General features: G+C 71.9%; 14 protein-coding genes. 9 read left to right on the top strand and 5 right to left on the bottom strand.

What is annotated here, in order from left to right:
- Position 1 precedes the first annotated feature (1 nt).
- Both JOL79_RS24875 and JOL79_RS24870 read left to right on the top strand, forming a co-directional pair.
- The gene (locus tag JOL79_RS24875) at positions 2-925 is read left to right on the top strand and encodes an SCO2521 family protein (protein ID WP_210158296.1); all 924 of its coding nucleotides are present in this window, start codon (positions 2-4) and stop codon (positions 923-925) included.
- Entirely contained in the window at positions 922-1,902 is a 981-nt protein-coding gene (locus JOL79_RS24870) for a hypothetical protein (RefSeq protein WP_210158295.1), read from the top strand. Before JOL79_RS24875 ends, JOL79_RS24870 begins: the two co-directional genes overlap by 4 nt.
- 34 nt (positions 1,903-1,936) lie before the next feature.
- On the opposite strand, the gene JOL79_RS24865 is transcribed toward JOL79_RS24870, so the two are convergent.
- Positions 1,937-3,133 carry an NAD(P)/FAD-dependent oxidoreductase gene (locus JOL79_RS24865; protein WP_210158294.1) on the bottom strand — a complete coding sequence of 399 codons (1,197 nt, stop codon included), beginning with the start codon at positions 3,131-3,133 and terminating at the stop codon, positions 1,937-1,939.
- 433 nt (positions 3,134-3,566) lie between these two features.
- Here JOL79_RS24865 and JOL79_RS24860 point away from each other — a divergent pair, with 433 nt between their 5' ends.
- The 4 genes from JOL79_RS24860 (at position 3,567) to JOL79_RS35590 (ending at position 8,642) form a co-directional block, all read left to right on the top strand.
- Entirely contained in the window at positions 3,567-4,580 is a 1,014-nt protein-coding gene (locus tag JOL79_RS24860; RefSeq protein WP_210158293.1) for a LacI family DNA-binding transcriptional regulator, read from the top strand.
- A gap of 196 nt (positions 4,581-4,776) precedes the next feature.
- Complete coding sequence (locus JOL79_RS24855) at positions 4,777-6,762, top strand: alpha/beta fold hydrolase (protein WP_210158292.1); 1,986 nt, start codon at positions 4,777-4,779, stop codon at positions 6,760-6,762.
- Between the two features lie 234 nt (positions 6,763-6,996).
- Positions 6,997-7,608 (top strand): copper resistance CopC family protein, encoded by a 612-nt coding sequence (locus JOL79_RS24850; protein WP_210158291.1) that lies wholly within the window; start codon positions 6,997-6,999, stop codon positions 7,606-7,608.
- Entirely contained in the window at positions 7,605-8,642 is a 1,038-nt protein-coding gene (locus JOL79_RS35590) for a CopD family protein (RefSeq protein WP_210158290.1), read from the top strand. The genes JOL79_RS24850 and JOL79_RS35590 overlap by 4 nt, the downstream gene beginning before the upstream one ends.
- A gap of 16 nt (positions 8,643-8,658) precedes the next feature.
- Here JOL79_RS35590 and JOL79_RS24840 read toward each other — a convergent pair whose 3' ends face one another.
- Positions 8,659-9,903: a hypothetical protein gene (locus JOL79_RS24840; RefSeq protein WP_210158289.1), complete on the bottom strand. Its 1,245-nt coding sequence runs from the start codon at positions 9,901-9,903 to the stop codon at positions 8,659-8,661.
- A gap of 110 nt (positions 9,904-10,013) precedes the next feature.
- On the opposite strand from JOL79_RS24840, the gene JOL79_RS24835 reads away from it, so the two are divergent.
- Both JOL79_RS24835 and JOL79_RS24830 read left to right on the top strand, forming a co-directional pair.
- Positions 10,014-12,635 carry an alpha/beta fold hydrolase gene (locus tag JOL79_RS24835; RefSeq protein ID WP_210158288.1) on the top strand — a complete coding sequence of 874 codons (2,622 nt, stop codon included), beginning with the start codon at positions 10,014-10,016 and terminating at the stop codon, positions 12,633-12,635.
- Entirely contained in the window at positions 12,632-13,504 is an 873-nt protein-coding gene (locus JOL79_RS24830) for an ABC transporter permease (protein WP_210158287.1), read from the top strand. The genes JOL79_RS24835 and JOL79_RS24830 overlap by 4 nt, the downstream gene beginning before the upstream one ends.
- Positions 13,505-13,511: 7 nt before the next feature.
- Here JOL79_RS24830 and JOL79_RS24825 read toward each other — a convergent pair whose 3' ends face one another.
- Positions 13,512-13,679: a hypothetical protein gene (locus JOL79_RS24825; protein WP_210158366.1), complete on the bottom strand. Its 168-nt coding sequence runs from the start codon at positions 13,677-13,679 to the stop codon at positions 13,512-13,514.
- A gap of 177 nt (positions 13,680-13,856) precedes the next feature.
- On the opposite strand from JOL79_RS24825, the gene JOL79_RS24820 reads away from it, so the two are divergent.
- Positions 13,857-15,956, top strand: a complete 2,100-nt coding sequence (locus JOL79_RS24820; RefSeq protein ID WP_210158286.1) for an ATP-binding protein — start codon at positions 13,857-13,859, stop codon at positions 15,954-15,956.
- On the opposite strand, the gene JOL79_RS24815 is transcribed toward JOL79_RS24820, so the two are convergent.
- A complete protein-coding gene (locus JOL79_RS24815; RefSeq protein ID WP_210158285.1) occupies positions 15,953-16,840 on the bottom strand; it encodes a terpene synthase family protein in 888 nt (295 codons plus the stop codon). The genes JOL79_RS24820 and JOL79_RS24815 overlap by 4 nt on opposite strands.
- A gap of 213 nt (positions 16,841-17,053) precedes the next feature.
- Complete coding sequence (locus JOL79_RS24810) at positions 17,054-17,446, bottom strand: ankyrin repeat domain-containing protein (RefSeq protein ID WP_210158284.1); 393 nt, start codon at positions 17,444-17,446, stop codon at positions 17,054-17,056.
- Between the last annotated feature and the right edge of the window lie 80 nt (positions 17,447-17,526).

Here is a 17,526-nt window from a genome sequence, read left to right as displayed (position 1 = left end):
CATGGGGGAAGTCCACACGGCGCTGTTACAGAATTCCGGCGAGATCCAGGAGCCGGTGTGCCGCCAGGTCCTCGGGCTGATGGCGGGTGAGACCGTGCGGGTCTCGCGCCGGCCCATCGCCCACGCCCTGTCGCCCGACCTGCTGACCGGTGTCGACTGCCGGCTCCCCTCGGCGTCGCAGGCACGGGTGCGGGCCGTCGGCACCGTCGTGTCCCGCTGCGCCATCACGGGCGGCCGGGTCGCCCAGGGATCGTCGTACGTCCGGGTCGAACGCGCCGCGGTCGACCGGCGCCTGTCCTGGTCGCACTATCTGTCCCGGCCCGGGGTCGCCGAGGTGCTGGGCAAGGCCAAGGCGGGCGACCTGGCCGCGGGGTTCCTGGACGGCGCACCCCCCGACTGCCTCGACCTTGGCGCGATCAGCGGCCGGTTCCTCGATCTCGCCCAGTCGTCACCGCTGCTCGACCGGCGGGCCCCCTTCCGGATCCCGCGCACCCGGCTGCGGTGGGTGACCGAGGTGGGTGAGCCGTCCATCCGCTTCACGCTCCACAGCGACCAGGTCAGGACCGTGCGGATCGCGCACCCCGAGCCCTTCACCCCCGCCCTGGCCGCCCTGTGCGAGGACCTGGCCCTGCACGACTGGCTGCTCACCACGCTGCTTGTCCTCGTCGAGCGGGCGGGCATCGGCTCCGCCCCGGGGGCCCAGGCCGCCGCCAAGCTGGCCCCCGCGGTCGACCACCTGCTGCATCTGTGGATGCCGGGGGCCCACGTCGGCGAGTCCCTGGCGCCCTATTGGGAGAGCCTCGACCGCCGTCCCGGGTTCACCCGCCAGTGGCGGACGCTGGAGGACCGCGTGCGCGACCAGGTGGCGCTCAACACCCTGACTCTTCTCAGCATCACAGCCCAAACCGGACGGAGGTGTCAGTGAACGACGGAACCAACGAGCCCTCCCCCACGCTCGTGCCGAGGATCGTCCGCAAGGTCTTCGTCACCGTGCTCGTCGGAGGCATCGGCTATCTGGTGTCGAACGCCTTCATCCACGGCGAGAACCAGGACCTGTGGAGCCTGCTGCTCGCGACCTTCGTCAGCGGCGTGATCTTCGTCGTGCAGTTCCTCGTCGACGTGGACAACCAGTTGGACACCCTGCGTCAGGAGCAGGGCCGCCAGCACCGCAGCACGCACATGCTGGTGGCCGACGGCTTCTCGAAGATCAACGAGGCGAGCAAGCTGTTCGGGCTGATCGAGGCGTCCGCGCTGCAGACCGACGTGGTGACGCAGTTCGTGCGCAACGCGACGATGGTCGGCGAGGACGTGCCCGAACTGGTCAAGAGCCTGGTACACCATGAGATCGGCCGCATGTCGAAGTTCCTCAAGGAGCTGGGCGACGGAGGCCACGCGATCTACGAGGGCGAGGACCGCGACTGGCTGCTCGCGCTCACCGCGGGCACCCGGATCGGCCTCGACGCGATCAGTCTGAGCAGCGTGGACGCCAGGGACACCGAGTTCGACGGCGGGTTCTGGATGACCGACCTGGGACAGCGCTACGTCAAGCTCCAGCGGGACCTGGTCCAGCGCGGGGTGCGGGTGCGGCGCATCTTCCTGGTGGATCGTTCCGAGCGGCTCGACTCGGAGACGTTCCGGCGCGTCTGGAAGTGGCAGGAGGAGATCGGCATCGAGGTGCGGGTCCTCACCTACGCGGACGCCCCTCCGACGCTGCGCGGATCGCTGTCCGACTTCATCCTCTTCGACGGCGTCATCTACTACGAGTCCAACCCCGCGCCGCAGCGGGGAGACGGGATCGCCCCGGCGATCCTCAGCACGATCGTGGTGAGGGAGCCCGAGAAGGTGCGGGAGAAGGCCGAGCGGTTCAGCGAACTGTGGGCGACCGCGTCTCCCGCCGCCTGAACCGCGTCTCCCGCCGAGAACCGCGTCCGCCGCCTCAGCGTGGCACGGCGACGTCCTCGGCGGCCCCTCGCGGTGAGAAGTCGCGGTCGGGGCGGCAGATCTCCAGCAGGTCACGCGTCGCGTCGTCGATGTGGCCGCCCACCAGGGCGGAGACGAGCTCGGCGGTGACCGGGGCGAGCGTGACGCCCAGCCCGCTGTGGCCGGTCGCGACGATCACGCCGCGGTGCCCGTCCACGCGGCCGATGAGAGGCATGTGATCCCGGCTTCCGGGGCGCAGCCCCGCCCAGGTCCGGCCGACCGGCCAGGCGGCGGCCTCCGGCATCATCGCGGCCACGCCGTGCCGGATCTCCGCCAGCGCCTGCTCGGTCACCGTCGGGTCGCCCACGTTCTCCTCGTAGGTGACGCCGACGGCCACCCTGCCGTCGTGCCGCGGGACGAGGTAGGGGAAGTACTCGACGCCGTTCTCCTCGAACTCCGCGAAGACGTGGTGGCGCAGCGCGTAGCCGGTGACCCCCGGCGGGCGGGCGTCGTACGCCACGCCCCTGATGGGGAACAGGTGCTCGCTCAGCGCGGGGAGAAGGGTGCCGCTCAGGTGGCCGGCCGCGACGATCACCGTGTCGGCGGACACCCGGTCGCCCGAGGCGAGGTAGACGCGGGCACCCCTGGGCCCCGACGTGACGGCGGTCGCCCGCGCCTCCGTCAGCACCCGGACCCGGCCGGACCGGCCGAGCGTCGCCGCGAGCGCCGACATCAGCTCGCGGGGGTCGAGCGCCAGCTCGTCGGGGAGCAGGAAGCCGCCGACGACGGCCTCGCTCAGCAGTGGTTCGAGCTCCCTGGCCTCCGCCGGGCCGAGGCGCTCCACCTTGAACGGCGAGTTCTTCCACCGTGGCAGCAGCTCGGTGTCGAGACGCTCCATGCCCGCGTCGTCGAGGGCGACCTGGATGTCGCCGCCCTCCAGCAGCGGCACCTCCAGCCCGGACACGCCGCTCAGCTCGGCCAGCCAGCCGGGGTACATGTCACGGCTGCGCTTGATCACCTTGCTGAGGGGCCCCAGGCACGCGGGCTCCGTCTGAGTGAGGATGCCGCCCATCGCCGCGTCGGAGGCGCCGAGACCGAGCCGTGCGCCCTCCTCGACGAGGACCACACTGCGGCCCTCCGTACCGAGCCGGTGAGCGATCGCGCAACCGATCACTCCACCACCGATGATCGCGACGTCGCAGGTGTCAGGCACGCGGGCTCCCAATGCTTCGCCGTCCCCTCGCTTCGACAGTAGGCGAGGCAGGGCGGAACTAGAAGGTCACAGACGCGTGGCCTCGGCTAACTGTAGCGCGGGAAAATCTTGGAGACCGCGAATTCCGGGCGACTCGCACGCGCGTCACGGGCGGGTCCGCACCCAGGTGAACCGGCCCGCTCCGCCACCGGAAAACTCCCGCTGAGACCTCCTGCTGAGACCTCCCGCTGAGGCTTTCCCGGCCGCCGGCGCGCCGTGCGCGGAGCGGCGTAGTGGAAAATTTCTGCGCCTCTCCGAACGTTTTCCGCCCGGAACGCCCCTGAGGGGGCATCCGGCGCCCGCCGACGGCGGGGAGGGAGATCTCCGGCGCCTTCCGGCTCAGCAGGCGAGACCCGGGGAGCGGCCGCCCGAAACTTTCGGATACGCTCTGCCCATGCCAGTGAAAAGGCGGGTGACCATCGCCCAAATCGCGGAGGAGGCGGGAGTCTCCGTTCCGACGGTGTCCAAGGTGATCAACGGCCGTCCCGAGGTGGCCCCCGAGACACGGCAGCGGGTCGAGCGCCTGCTGCACAAACACGGATATCAGCGCAGGACGGGCCAGGGAGACGGCCCGGTCGGCCTTCTCGACCTGGTCTTCGCCGAGATCGAGAGTCCGTGGGCCATGGAGCTCGTGCGCGGCGCCGAGTCGGCCGCCCACGAGGCGGCGGCCAGCGTCGTCATATCGGTGCTGCACACCCACGCCGGGCCCGGCCGCGACTGGCTGGAGCGCATAGCGGCCCGGCGCACTGACGGTGTGATCATCGTGGGCTCGCGGGTGTCCGCGCGCCAGCAGGGCCAGCTCAGCGCCCGCTCCCTGCCGTTCGTCGTGGTGGACCCGGAGGGGGAGCCCGCGCCCGGCGTGGCGTCGGTGGGCGCGACGAACTGGCACGGCGGCCTGGCCGCCACCCGCCATCTGCTCGACCTCGGGCACACGCGGATCGGCATGATCAGCGGGCCGGCCGACATGCTGTGCAGCCGGGCGCGGATCGACGGCTACCGCGCCGCCCTGGAGACGGCGGGGCTGCCGATCGACCCCGAGCTGATCCGGCACGGAGACTTCCTCGTCAACTCCGGGCACGATCACGGGCACGCTCTGCTGTCCCTGCCCAACCCGCCCACGGCGATCTTCGCCGGGAGCGACATGCAGGCGTTCGGGGTGTTCGAGGCCGCCCGGCAGCGGGGGCTGCGGGTGCCGCAGGACCTCAGCGTCGTGGGCTTCGACGACCTGCCCCTGTCGAGCTCGGCCTGGCCGCCCCTGACGACGGTCCGCCAGCCCCTCCAGGAAATGGCCTCGCTGGCCGCGCGCATGGTCCTCGCCATGAGCCGGGGCGAGGGGACCGAGGCCCGCCGGGTGGAGCTCGCCACCGATCTCGTGGTCCGCGACAGCACCGCGACTCCCCGGGTCTGACATGGCCGCCGCGTCTGACATGGCCCCCCGGTCGGACATGGCCGCCGCCGGCGGCCACGGGGGAGCGGGGAACGGACCGCCACCGATCCGCGCTAAGGTTTCTGCGGATATCGCCGGGTTCGCGGGACGGGGCTGACGGTTGCTTAGTCGGTGTGGAGCGGCCATCAGGGCGTCGGCCGCGGCTCTGGTCATCGCCGTGTCATCAGTCGCGGCCTATGCCGGGCTGGCCGTGAGCGGCCCGGCCGCGTTGGCCGCCCCCGGCCCCTCGATCGAGGACGGGCACTGTCCCGTGGCGGAGCCCTCCGGCACCACCTGTGGGTTCCTGCTCGTCCCCGAACGGCGTGACGTCCCGAACAGCAGGACCATCAAGGTCGCGTTCGCGGTCCACAAGTCGGCCTCGCCCAACCGCCGTCCCGACCCGGTCGTCTACATGAGCGGCGGCCCCGGATCGGCGTCCCTCCAGCTCACGGGGTTCGTGTCGGACATGGTGCCGGACCACGACGTCGTGGTGCTCGACCAGCGCGGCGGCCGGCACTCCGAGCCCCGCCTCAGCTGCCCGGAGATCCCCCGGGCCGTCATCGAGACGCTCACGACCCCCGGGCCGACCGCGAAGGAGACCGCGCCGATCATCCGCGAGGCGCTGACCTGCCAGTCGCGGCTCGTGAGCGAGCACGTCGACCTGCGCGGCTACAACACGGCCGAGATCGCCGCCGACATCGTCGACCTGCGCCGGGCGCTCGGCTACCAGCAGTGGAACCTCTTCGGTGTCAGCTACTCCACCCGGCCGATGCTGCTCGCCGCCTCACGGGACCCGCAGGGCACCCGGGCCGTCGTGCTCGACTCCTTCCTCCCCCAGGGCTCGAAGTGGTACGACCAGGCCGGCGCGAACCTCAGGTCGTCGCTGACCAAACTCGGCATCGCCGCCAAATTCGACCAGGCCGTCGCCCGGCTCAACGGCCACCCGGCCGGCTACCTCACCGTCGACCCGCTCTCGCACAAGCGGATCGACGTGACGCTCAACGGCGACGACGTGGCCACCCTCCTCGGTGAGGCGCTGCAGGAGAGCGACGTGATCCCGATCCTCCCCGCCCTCGTGGAGGGGCTCGCGGACGGGAAGACGGAGTTGCTCCAGCCGATCGTCGACGAGGCCGGGGACGCCCTCACCTCCCACGACTGGGGCCTGTACTACGCCGTCCAGTGCCAGGACGAAGTGCCGTTCAACGCCTTCCCGGCCCAGAGCGGACCGCGCCTGTTCACCGGAGTGGTGGACGCCACGGTCTGCGGCGCCTGGAAGCTCCCGGCGTCCCGTGACAGCGTGACCGGCCTCGCCGTACCCGCGCCGACGGCGACGTCGACCGACGCCGGCGCCCTGATCCACGCCAATTCCCCGGCGCGACGGGCCCGCCTCGCGTTCCCGGCCGGCACCACGCCGGCGACGGCACAGGCGACGGCCACGCGTACGGCGCCCACTCATGCGGCGTCCGCTCGAACAGCGTCCGCTCGAACGGCGTCCGCTCGCGCGGGCGCTTTCAGCACGGCGCGTGAGGTGACCTCGCCGGTGCTGGTGCTCGGCGGGAGCCTCGACCCGACGGCGCCTCCGGAGGCCGCCCGGCAGGCCGCGACGGCCCTCCCGGGCGCGCGATTCGCCGAGTTCTCCGGGGTCGGGCACGCCGTGTTCCTGTCGAGCGCCTGCGGGCGCGCGACCATCGCCGCGTTCCTCGACGACCCCTCCTCCACCGCCGCGCCGTGCGACGCCGGTAAGGCGCCGTACGCCGTCGTCCGGCCGGGAGACCTCTTCCTGACCGAGGCGGCGTACCGGGTCTCGCGTTCGCCCGGGCTCGTCGCGCCCATGGTCCTCTTCGTGGTCGTCTCGATCGTCCAGCTGCTCGCAGGGCTGTTCGCCCTGATCCGCCGCCGCGGCGGAGCCGCGAACACCGTGGCCGGGCTCGCGGGCGTGGGGCTGATCGCGCTGGCCGCCGTCAGCGTCTACCAGATGCCCGACTACACGGCTCTGGCCGTCGGCGTGCCACACGTCCTCCTGTGGTGTGGGCCGCTCGCCGTCCTGGCGGCCGTGCCGTCCACGATCGAGGCGTTCCGCCTGCACGCCCGCGGCTTGCAGATCGTCCCGGTCCTGTCCGGGCTCGCGTTCCTCGCCTGGCTGTACGGATGGGTGCTGGTCTGACGGCCTGCCCGTGCCCGCGGGGCTCCGGGCGTGATCGGGCCGGACGGCCGTCGTCCACAGGCCGGCGCTCGTCCACAGGCCGGAGGGCGCGGCTGCGGCCCGCGGCCGGCGGTGGGACCATAGCGGGGTCCTCCGACGCCCCAGGGAAAGGCCGAAACGTTGTCCGAGGTGTCGCGCGCCCCCAGAACCCGGCGCCTGTCAGGCGCCAAGGCGCCGGTCGCTCTCCTGGTGTTATTGGCCGCCTGTGTCCCGATCTTCTTGTTCGCCGCGCCCGCGCAAGCGCACAACGTGCTGGTGGGCAGCGATCCGAAGGACGGAGCCCGGCTGACGGCGGCGCCGGCCCGGGTCACGCTCACCTTCGACCAGGCGGTCCGCCGCGACTTCGCGAGGATCGCGGTGACCGGCCCGGACGGCGCCCACTACGAGCAGGGAGACGTCGGGGTGTCGGGTGACGACGTCTTCATCGGCCTGCGCGCAGGCGCCTCGGGGACGTACCAGATCGGCTACCGGATCGTCTCCAACGACGGCCACCCGGTCACCGGCACTCTGACCTACACCGTGGGCGACGGCGCGGCTCCGGGCGGGGCCGGGCCGAGCGCGGGGGCGAGCGCCGGTTCCGGCACCGCGTCAGACGGCACCACGGGCGGCACGGCCGGCGGCATCACGGGCGGCACCACGGGGGGCACCGCCGCCGCCCCCGGCGCGTACTCCGGGACGGGCAGCGGGGCCGGCGGCGGGTCGAGCGGCGGCTGGGTCTGGGGCCTGCTGGTGGCGATGGCGGCGCTGCTCGCGCTCGCGGTCCGCGTGCTGGTCCGCCACGACCGGCGGACGGGGAGCGCGGCGTGACCGCGACGACGGAGCGGCCGGCGGCCGCGGACAGCGGCGCCCGGGCCGCGCGGCCACGGGCCCCGATCGCGGGCCTGGTGACCGGCGGCGTCCTCGCGGTCGTGGTGGCGACGTGGCTCACCGTTCCCGCGTCCGTCCCCGGAATCCCGATGCCGGGCCCGGTCGTCGAGTACGGCCTGCCGTTCTTCCGGGAGCTCCTCGACCTGTCCGCGACGGCCGCGGTCGGGCTCAGCCTGCTGCCCAAGCTCCTCGGCTTCGACGATCCCGATCGCACGGAGCCGATCGCGGCCCGGGCGCGGCACTGGGCGGTGCTGTCCGCGCTGGCCTGGTGCGCCGCGGCGCTGGTGTGCACGGTGCTGAGCGCCGCCGAGCTGGCCCCGGGGTCCGTGCCCGACGTCGTGGCCTATGTCGACGGCATCGGCACCGGCCAGGGCCTCGTGGTGAGCGCCAGTTGCGCGCTCGCGAGCGCGGCCGTGGGCATGTTCGCCGTGCGCTTCGGCGAGAAGGTGCCGGCCGAGTTGCGGGTCCTGGTCACCGGCTTCGGGCTGCTCCCCCTCCCGGTCACCGGCCACGCGTCGAACTGGTACTGGCACGACCTGAGCATGGTCTCGATGGAGTTGCACGTCATCGGGGCCGCCGCGTGGACGGGCGGCCTGCTCTCCCTCGCCGTGCTGCTGTCGCGCGATCGTGAACTGCTGGCGCGGACGCTCCCGCGGTTCTCCCGGCTCGCCACCTGGGCCCTCATCGTGGTCGCGCTCTCAGGGCTGTTCAACGGGGCCGTCGAGCTGCTGCTCTCCCCGCTCGAGCCCTTCCCCCAGTCGCTGGTGACCACCAAGTACGGCTGGCTGGTGCTTGCCAAGACGCTGCTCATCGGCCTGGTCGCCGTGGCGGGCGCGAACATGCGGTGGCGGCTCATGCCCGCCGTCGCCCGCCGCGCCCCCACGGCGTTCGCCCGCTGGGCGGCGCTGGAGGTCACCCTCATGGGGCTCGCCTACGGCGTGGCGGTCGCCCTGACCCGGGCGCCCGTGGCCTGAGCCGCCCCGCGCGCGGTTACCCGGGCTCGCCCGACGTGAGCGTGGCGGGCGCGACCGCGACGACGGTCTCCGTGGGAGCCCCGGCGGGAGATCCGGAGGCGGTGGCGGAGCCGGTGACGTCGAGGCCGCCGGCGAACCACCCTCGCCCGCGGGCGAACGCGTCGACGGCGATCCACGCCGCCGCCAGCCCGGCGACCGCCACGGGCCACGAGGCGGCCAGGAACGGAGGCGCCTCCAGCAGCCGGTCCTGCAGCGCCAGGCCGCCGTAGACGCCCGCGGTCGCGAGAACCGCCCCGGCGACGGCACGCAGCAGGAACGGCATCGCCAGCAGGAACGCGAGGTCGACGCCGATCCCGGCGAGCAGGAAGAAGAACGGGACCGTCGAGGCCGGGAATCCGGTGCCGACGAGCAGCGGCCAGATCAGGCAGCGGTAGGCGACGTAGGTGGCCGCCACGGAGGTCGCCGTCCATCGGCGGCCCACCATGAGCCGGGCGAGAACCAGGATCGACACGCCCATGATCGTGGCGTAGAGCGGATAGACGTAGTCGGGCACCGGCAGCGAGAACTTGAGGAGCATGCCGCGGTCGACGGCCCGGCCCATCTGCTCGGCGGCGAAGCGGAGCAGCGACGGCTCGGCGAAGGGATGGCCGCGGTCCCAGGAGGCCAACTCGAGCACGCCGTACTCCTGGTGCTGCTCCGGGAAGTGCGCGTCCTCGAAAAGGAACAGGAACAGCCCGCTCAGCACGACGGATCGGCGCATCGGAGAGATCTCGGGATACCGGCCGGATCCCACGAACCAGCCGCGGATCACTCCGACGATCATCAGGGCGGTCCCGATGAAGAGCAGCGCGTGGGAGGGGCTCCAGGCGGTGATGTCGACGCCGTTCACCCTGTGGTTGATCAGGTCGAGCGGGATGGCGATCAGGAAGACCCCGGTGCCCCAGACGATCAGCTTGGAGGAGGTGCGGTCCACGCCGTACCCCGTGTACCAGTGCACGATCGTGAGCGCCACGGCGATCACCGTGCCGACGGTGTTGAGGAGGTGCGGCGGGGCGAGGTCGTCGCGCAGCCAGCGGAAGTGCCAGGACACGTCCCAGCTCGCGCCGAGGACCTTGAGCACGAACGCGATCAGCCAGCCGTAGTAGAGCACGCGGAAGAGGTCCGCCGGCGTCTGTCTTCCGGCCTCCCCGCGCGTCCAATAGGGAAGGGCCCACCTCAGGGCGTCGCCGGGGAGGTCCCTGAGGGTCTTTCCTGTCGTCACGCGCGAAATGATGCCGGTCGCCCAACCGCCGCGCAATCGGGGTTCTCCCCGATACACCATCACGATCCGGGAGCGACGCGGATTTCAGGGCCGCCGGATAGCATCGCGACATGACGTTTCGGGGCGGCCGGCGGGCCATCACAGGCATCGTCGCGCTGGCCGTTCTGGTGACCGGCGCCCTGGTCTGGGCCCTGTGGCCCGCGCCCGCGCCGCCACCGGGCCGCGACGTCACGATCCCGGTGCTCGACGGGCCGGCGGGCGACCAGCGGGTCACGCTCGACGCCACCTTCTTCGCCCCGCCCGGCCTGGGATCCGGCGGGGGCCGGGCCCCTGCCGTACTGCTCGCGCACGGCTTCGGCGGCAGCAAGCAGAGCGTGCGCGATCAAGCGGAACGCCTGGCCGCGCGGGGCTACGCGGTGCTGACCTGGTCGGCCCGCGGCTTCGGCCGGTCGACCGGTCAGATCGCACTGAACTCCCCCGATTACGAGGTGAAGGACGTCCGTCAGCTCGTCGACTGGCTGGCCCGGCGCCCCGAGGTCCTGCTCGACCGGGCCGGAGACCCGCGTGTCGGCATCGCGGGCGGCTCGTACGGCGGGTCGGTCGCGCTGATGGCCGCGGCCTACGACAGCCGGATCGACGCGATCGTCCCGCAGATCACCTGGTACGACCTGGCCGACGCGCTCTTCCCCGACGCGGCGGGGGCCGGACCGGCGAACGGCGTCTTCAAGAAGATGTGGGCCGGCCTCTTCTTCAGCTCGGCCGCCGACCGGCTCGCGCCCGAAGGCGGGCTGGGCGCGGCGGGGGTCGCCGGGGTCGCCGCTGCGGCGGGCGGGGGCACACCGGCGGGTGCGGCCCCGCCGCCGACGCCGGATCAGGTGCGGTGCGGGCGGTTCCTGCCGGCGATCTGCGACATGTACCAGACGGTGGCCGCGACCGGGCGGGCCACGCCTGAGGCGATCGACCTGCTCCGGCGGTCGAGCCCGGTGTCGGTCCAGGGCCGGATCGCGATTCCCACCCTGCTGATCCAGGGGCGGCGCGACTCGCTCTTCCCGCTCTCCCACGCCGACGCCAACGCCCGGGTGATCGCCGCCACCGGCGCCCCGGTCGAGGTGGCGTGGTACGCGGGCGGGCACGACGGCGGCGATCCGGAGTCCGACTGGGTCTTCGATCGCACGGTGGGCTGGTTCGACCAGTGGCTCAGGCACTCGGCGCGCGGCGGCACCCCGACGAAGAGTTCCCCTGACGGGGCCGCCTTCACGGTGACCCGGGACGGCGGCCGCGATCCGGGGACGCGCCGGCCCGTCCTGCTGCACGCCACCGCCGGCCGGTATCCGGGTCTGGGCGGCACGGACCGGACGACCGTGGACGTCGCCGGTTCTCCGCAGCCGGTGGCCAATCCCCCGGGCGGCTCCCCGGCGGCGATCTCGTCGGTGCCGGGGTTCGGCGGCCTGCTGGGCGGAGCCGGCGGCAGCGTGTCGCCCGCCCTCGACATCCCCGGCCAGGCGGCGGCCTTCGAGTCGGCGCCACTGGCCGGGGCGGTCCAGGTGACCGGCAGCCCGTCGATCACGATCCGGGTCCGCGGCACGGGGGACACGACGCTGTTCGGCAAGCTCTACGACGTATCCGGGGGCGCCCTGCCGATGCTGCCGTCGAACCTGGTCGCGCCGTTCCGGGTCACCGCGACCGAGGCGGGCACGCCGGTCACGGTGACGCTCCCGGCGATCGACTGGCGGTTCGACGCGGGACACCGGCTGCGTGTCGTCTTCTCCACCACCGACCTCGGATACGCCACCCCGGCCGCCCCCGCCGTACACACCGTGGAGCTCGCCTCGCCGCGGCTGACCCTGCCCCGCGACCCGGCGCTGACCGCGCCCTCGACCGGTCCCGTCTGGTGGACCTGGGCGCTGCCGCTGGCGGGGCTCCTCGCCGCGGCCGTCCTGCTGCTCACCGGGCGCGCGCCCCGCGGTGCCGGGCGTACCGACGAGCACCTGGCGGACGTGCCCCTGGTCATCACGGGCTTGGGCAAGCGTTACCGCGACGGCGAGAAGGCGGTCGACGACCTGTCGATCCGGGTCGAGAGAGGGCAGGTGCTCGGTCTACTCGGACCGAACGGCGCGGGGAAGACGACGACCCTGCGCATGCTGATGGGCCTGATCCATCCCGACGAGGGCGAGATCCGGATCTTCGGGACCAGGGTCCTCCCGGGGGCGGCGGTGCTCTCGCGGCTCGGATCGTTCGTGGAGGGCCCCGGTTTCCTGCCCCACCTGAGCGGGCGGGCCAATCTGGAGCTGTACTGGCGGGCCACGGGCCGCCCGGCGGCGGACGCGCGTCTCGAGGAGGCACTGGAGATCGCCGGGCTGGGCGCCGCCCTCGACCGGGCCGTGCGCACCTATTCGCAGGGCATGCGGCAGCGGCTGGCCATCGCACAGGCCATGCTGGGCCTGCCCGATCTGCTGGTGCTCGACGAGCCCGCCAACGGCCTCGACCCGCCGCAGATCGCCGAGATGCGCCGGGTGCTCCGGGCGTACGCCGAGGGCGGCAGGACGGTGATCGTGTCCAGCCATCTCCTCGGCGAGGTCGAGCAGACCTGCAGTCACGTGGTGGTGATGCACCGGGGGCGGCTGGTCTCGGCCGGGCCGGTCGGCGAGCTGCTCACCGCGACGGCGCCGGCGAACGGCTCCGGCACCCGCCTGGAGGACGTGTTCCTCGATCTGATCGGAGAGGGCCGATGAACCAGACCCGGCCGGACACCGCCGGGCACGCGCCCGGCTACTCCCCCGGGCGGACGCTGCCCCTGCGGGTGGAGTTCGCGCGGCAGTTCCGGCGGCGCCGCACGCTCGTGATGTTCGGACTGCTGCTGGCGCTGCCGTGGATCCTCGTCGTGGCGTTCCAGTTCGGGCCGGCGGGCGGGCAGAACGGGCAGAACAGCCTGCGGCTGTCGGACCTCGCCACGCAGGGCGGGCTCAACTTCGCCGCCTTCGCGCTGTCGGTGTCGGCCGGCTTCCTGCTCGTCGTCGCCGTGGCGCTGTTCTGCGGTGACACCGTGGCCAGCGAGGCGAGCTGGTCGTCGCTGCGCTACCTGCTCGCCGCGCCCGTGCCGCGCGACCGGCTGCTGTGGCACAAGCTCCTGGTCGCGCTGACGTACTCGGCGGCGGCGGTGACCGTGGTCCCGCTGATGGCGCTGCTCGCGGGCACGCTCGCCTTCGGCTGGAACGACATCCGGGTCCCCGGCACCGGAGAGGTGATCCCCGCCGGCGACGTGCTGCCCAAGTTCGCCCTGGTCATCGGCTACGCCATGGTGAGCCAGCTCGTGGTCGCCGCGCTGGCCTTCCTGCTGTCGGTCAGCACGGACTCACCGCTGGGCGCGGTCGGCGGCGCGGTCGGGCTCGTGATCGTGAGCAGCATCCTCCAGGCGGTGGAGGCCCTGGGCTCGCTGCGCGAGTTCCTCCCGACCTTCTGGAACACCGCCTGGCTGGACGCGCTCTCACCGCAGCCCGAATACGGCGGGATGGCCAAGGGCGTCGCGATCTCCGTGGCGTACTCGGCGGTCCTGATCGCCCTGGCCTTCCGCCGGTTCCGGCGCAAGGACGTGGTGTCGTAGCCCCTGGTCAGTCCCAGTGGGGCGGGCGTTCCTCCAGATAACGGGAGTCGTCGGAGTCGGGACGCCAGTCGCCCCACCCCGTATCGGTGTCGTCGCTCGTCTGGTCTGGCAGCACCGGCAGCCCCTCGTCGAAGAGGTCCACCGGACGCATGTCATCCGGATGCTGCACACTCACGTCGTCCATGCTAGCCGCAACGGTGAAACGGAGAGCGGCCGCGGGGTGACATCCGGCGGGTCCCGCGAATTTCTCCGAGGGGACAAACCCTCCACTCAGCGCCCGGACAGCCGTCGGCGCGCGAAGGTACGATGCGGGAGCAGACAGCACGCCGGACGACACCCCCCGTGAGGCGGCATGGCAACGCCAGCAGGATGGCGACAGGACGGGAACCTTCCCGTGGAGCTCACCAGCTTCGTGGGACGGGCACGGCTTCTGGCCACGCTCAGGCAGCGGCTGCAGGAGTCCCGGCTGGTGACGGTGACCGGCATCGGCGGGGTCGGCAAGTCGCGCACGGCGCTGCGCATCGCCCACCAGGTGCGGCGCCGGTTCAGGGACGGCGTCTGGTACGCCGACCTGGCCCGCCTCCAGGATCCCGAGATGGTGCACCACACGATCACCGCGGCGCTCGGGATCGCGGACCAGTCGGCCCGGCGGGGTTCCGACACCCTGACCGACTGGCTGGCCGACCGCGAGATCCTGCTGATCCTCGACACCTGCGAGCACCTCGTCGACGCCTGCGCGGAGCTCATCCAGGAACTGCTCCAGGCGGCGCCCAATCTGCGCGTCATCGCCACCAGCCGCCGGTCGCTCAACACACCGGGCGAGTACACGGTCGCCGTCCCGCCGCTGACGGTCCCCGGCGACGATCCGGCGGAGAGCCCCTTCACCAACGAGGCCGTCGAGCTGTTCGGCGCACGCGCGGGCGCCGTCATGCCCGACTTCGCGGTCGACGAGGACAACATCGCTGTGGTCGCGGAGCTGTGCCGCCGCCTCGACGGCATTCCGCTCGCGATCGAGCTGGCCGCCGTACGCCTGCGGACGCTGTCGGTCGAGCAGATCCTCGGACTCCTCACCGACCGGTTCAGCCTCCTGGCCGGGGCCAGCCGTACCGGCCTGCCGCGGCACCAGACGCTGCGCGCGGCGATCGGCTGGAGCCACGAGCTGTGCGAGCCGGCCGAACGGCTGCTCTGGGCCCGCCTGTCGGTCTTCGCCGGAGACTTCGAGCTGGAGGCGGCCCGCTACGTCTGCGCGGGCGACAACCTGATCTCCGAGCGCATCCTCGACGTCATCACCGGCCTCGTGGACAAGTCGGTGCTGCTCAGCTTCTCCACGCCCGCCGGACAGCGGTACCGCCTCATCGACACGCTGCGGCAGTACGGCGGAGAGTGGCTCGACAAGCTCGGCGAGACCGAGACGCGGCGGCGCCGGCACCGGGACTTCTACCTGCAGCTCGCCGAGCGCGGCGAACACGCCTGGTCCGGGCCCCGCCAGGTCCACTGGTTCGTCCGGATGCGGCAGGAGCACGACAACATCCGCGTGGCCCTCGAATTCTGCCTGTCCAGGCGGGGCGAGGAGAGGGTCGCCCTCGAACTGCTGTCGGCGCTCTGGTACATGTGGATGGCCTGCGGATTCGCCCGCGAAGGACGGCTCTACCTGGAGCGCACGCTTGAGGCCACCCCGCAGGCCAGCAAGGAGCGGTGCAAGGCGCTGTGGGTCCTGTCCTACATCCGCAGCGCCCAGGGCGACATCAACGGCGCCGTCGAGGCGGCCGAGCAGTGCAGCACCGACGCCGTTCAGGTGGGAGATTCGGGCGCCGTTATCCTCGCCACGAAGATGCTCGGAACGGCCGCTTTCCTCCAGGGCGACCTGAGGAAGGCGATGGCGCTGCTGGGCGTGGCCATCGAGTTCCACCGGGGCGGGCGGGAGCTCAACCCCGGCCTGCTCCCCGCGATCGTCGAGCTCGCGCTCGTGCTCACCGCGCAGCAGGAGTTCTTCGAGGCCGAGACCCTGCTGCAGGACTGTCTCAAGATCAGCCACGAACGCGGTGAGCTGTGGCTGCGCTCATACACGTCGTACGCCATGGCGCTGACCCTGCGGGCAACCGGCCGCATCGAGGAGGCGGTGGACAGCGCACGCCAGGCCCTCCGGCTGAAGCGGGCGTTCCACGACGTGCTGGGCACCGTCATGACGATGGAGACGCTGGCCAACCTCAGCATCGATCAGGGCCAGGCGGCGCAGGCGGCGCAGATCCTCGGCGCCGCCCAGGCGAACTGGGAGCTGTTCGGTCTCCCCCAGTTCGGCTCGCCCTTCTTCACGGCCGAGCACGAGCAGGCGGTGAAGGAGTGTCAGCGCACGCTCGGCGAGGACGCCTACCAGGCGGCCTTCGAGGAGGGGGCGCAGCGGAACCTCGACGACGCGATCAGCTTCGCGCTCGGCGAGCAGGACGCCGACTAGCGACCGCGGGCCCCGGCCCGTCTGGCGGGCCACTTCGTGTCCTCCGGCCACGCCAGGATGTAGCGAGCGCTGTCGAACGAATACTCGATGTGACCGCGCACCCAGTGCTCGAGGCCGAGCGTGTAGTCGAGCACCGCCGGCGAACCCCACGTCTCCACCGAGGAGCGGAGCTCGATCATCCGGGCGACCGCCCGGTCGTGCATCCCGGCGACCTCGTCCAGCGCGTCCTGCAGGGCGTAACCACGGTGAGTGATCAGCACGTTGACCAGATTGTGCCGGGCCTGGTCGTGCCTCTTCTCCTTCGCGTAGGAGAACAGGTCGTTGTCCCAGACCACCAGATCGTTCGCGTGCTCGGTCAGTTCCCTGATGTCGGGGTGGTGCCACTCCTCGGGAGAGAGGCGATATCCGCCCGCGATGTCGATAAGAGCGTAGACCGGATACATGGCGCCGGTCCGGCGGCGCATGAAAATGTAATCCTCGGGAGTGGGAACGAAATCGGTCTCGCGGTTGGACGCTTCCCAGACCTGAGCGAATATGTACTCCCTGGTGGCCGTGCACCACCGTTCGAGCTGGTCGCGCTCCGCGTGCACGGCGATGCGATCCTTGAGCTCGCGGAGGGTGAGAGCGAAGACGTTGGTCGGCTCGTCGTCGTTCTCCAGGTCGTGCAGGACCCGGAACATGTCGGGGAGGGCGCGGGCGATCAGCGCGGTGCGGCGGCTCAGCTGTTCGGACTCGCAGAAACCGTCGTCGAAGGCGAAGAGCCAGATGCACCAGTCCATGAGCAGCCGGAGCATGTCCCGGTCGACACGGGGGTAGGCGCGAGCCGTCAGCCATCCGAACTTCGCCTTGCGGTAGACGCCGAGCTGCCGCTCATCCTCGATCATGCCGGTGCGAATGAGCCAGACGAAGCTCTCCTCGTTCGCCTCTTCTACATACTGATTGATCTCACTGGGAAACGGGCAGTCCAGTGAGGGAATTCGGAGCGGATGTCTGCCAGGAGAATGCACGGACGTAGCAGCCATGCGGTACAGCATGACCACGGGGTGAGAAGATGGCCAGACCCGACGCTTATAGTGACAAATTTCGGGCCGACCGAATCACGACTCCAGCAACGAGATGATCTGCGTCTGACCGAACATGCGGGCGGTGTCGAGGGCCGAAGGGGTGCCGGCGTACGGATCGGCGCCCACGTCCAGCAGAGCCCGCACCACGTCCGGTTCCTGCTTGAAGACGGCCCCCGCGAGCGGCGTCTGCCCGCGGTCGTTGGCGAGGTCCGGATCGGCTCCCCGTTCGGCGAGTGCCCGGACGGTCTCCGCGTGGCCGTGGTAGGCGGCCAGCATCAGCAGCGTGTCGCCCTTCTGGTTACGCAGATCGACGGGGACGCCGGCGTCGACGTACGCGCACAGCGCCTCCGTACGGCCCCGCCTGGCCAGGTCGAACAGCCTGGTGGCGAGCTCCTCCAGCTCCGGGTCGGGCTCCATGCGGTGCATTGTTCCCCGGTAAGGTCACCTGGACCGCACGGAATGCCGGTCGTACCCCGTAGGTTCACTAGCTAAAAGGTTCCCTTGAG

Origin of the sequence: Microbispora oryzae (assembly GCF_017896165.1) — a bacterium.
In the GTDB taxonomy this organism is placed as follows: domain Bacteria; phylum Actinomycetota; class Actinomycetes; order Streptosporangiales; family Streptosporangiaceae; genus Microbispora; species Microbispora oryzae.
Note: the sequence above shows the minus strand (reverse complement) of the source record. Positions and strands in the feature narration are given on the sequence as shown.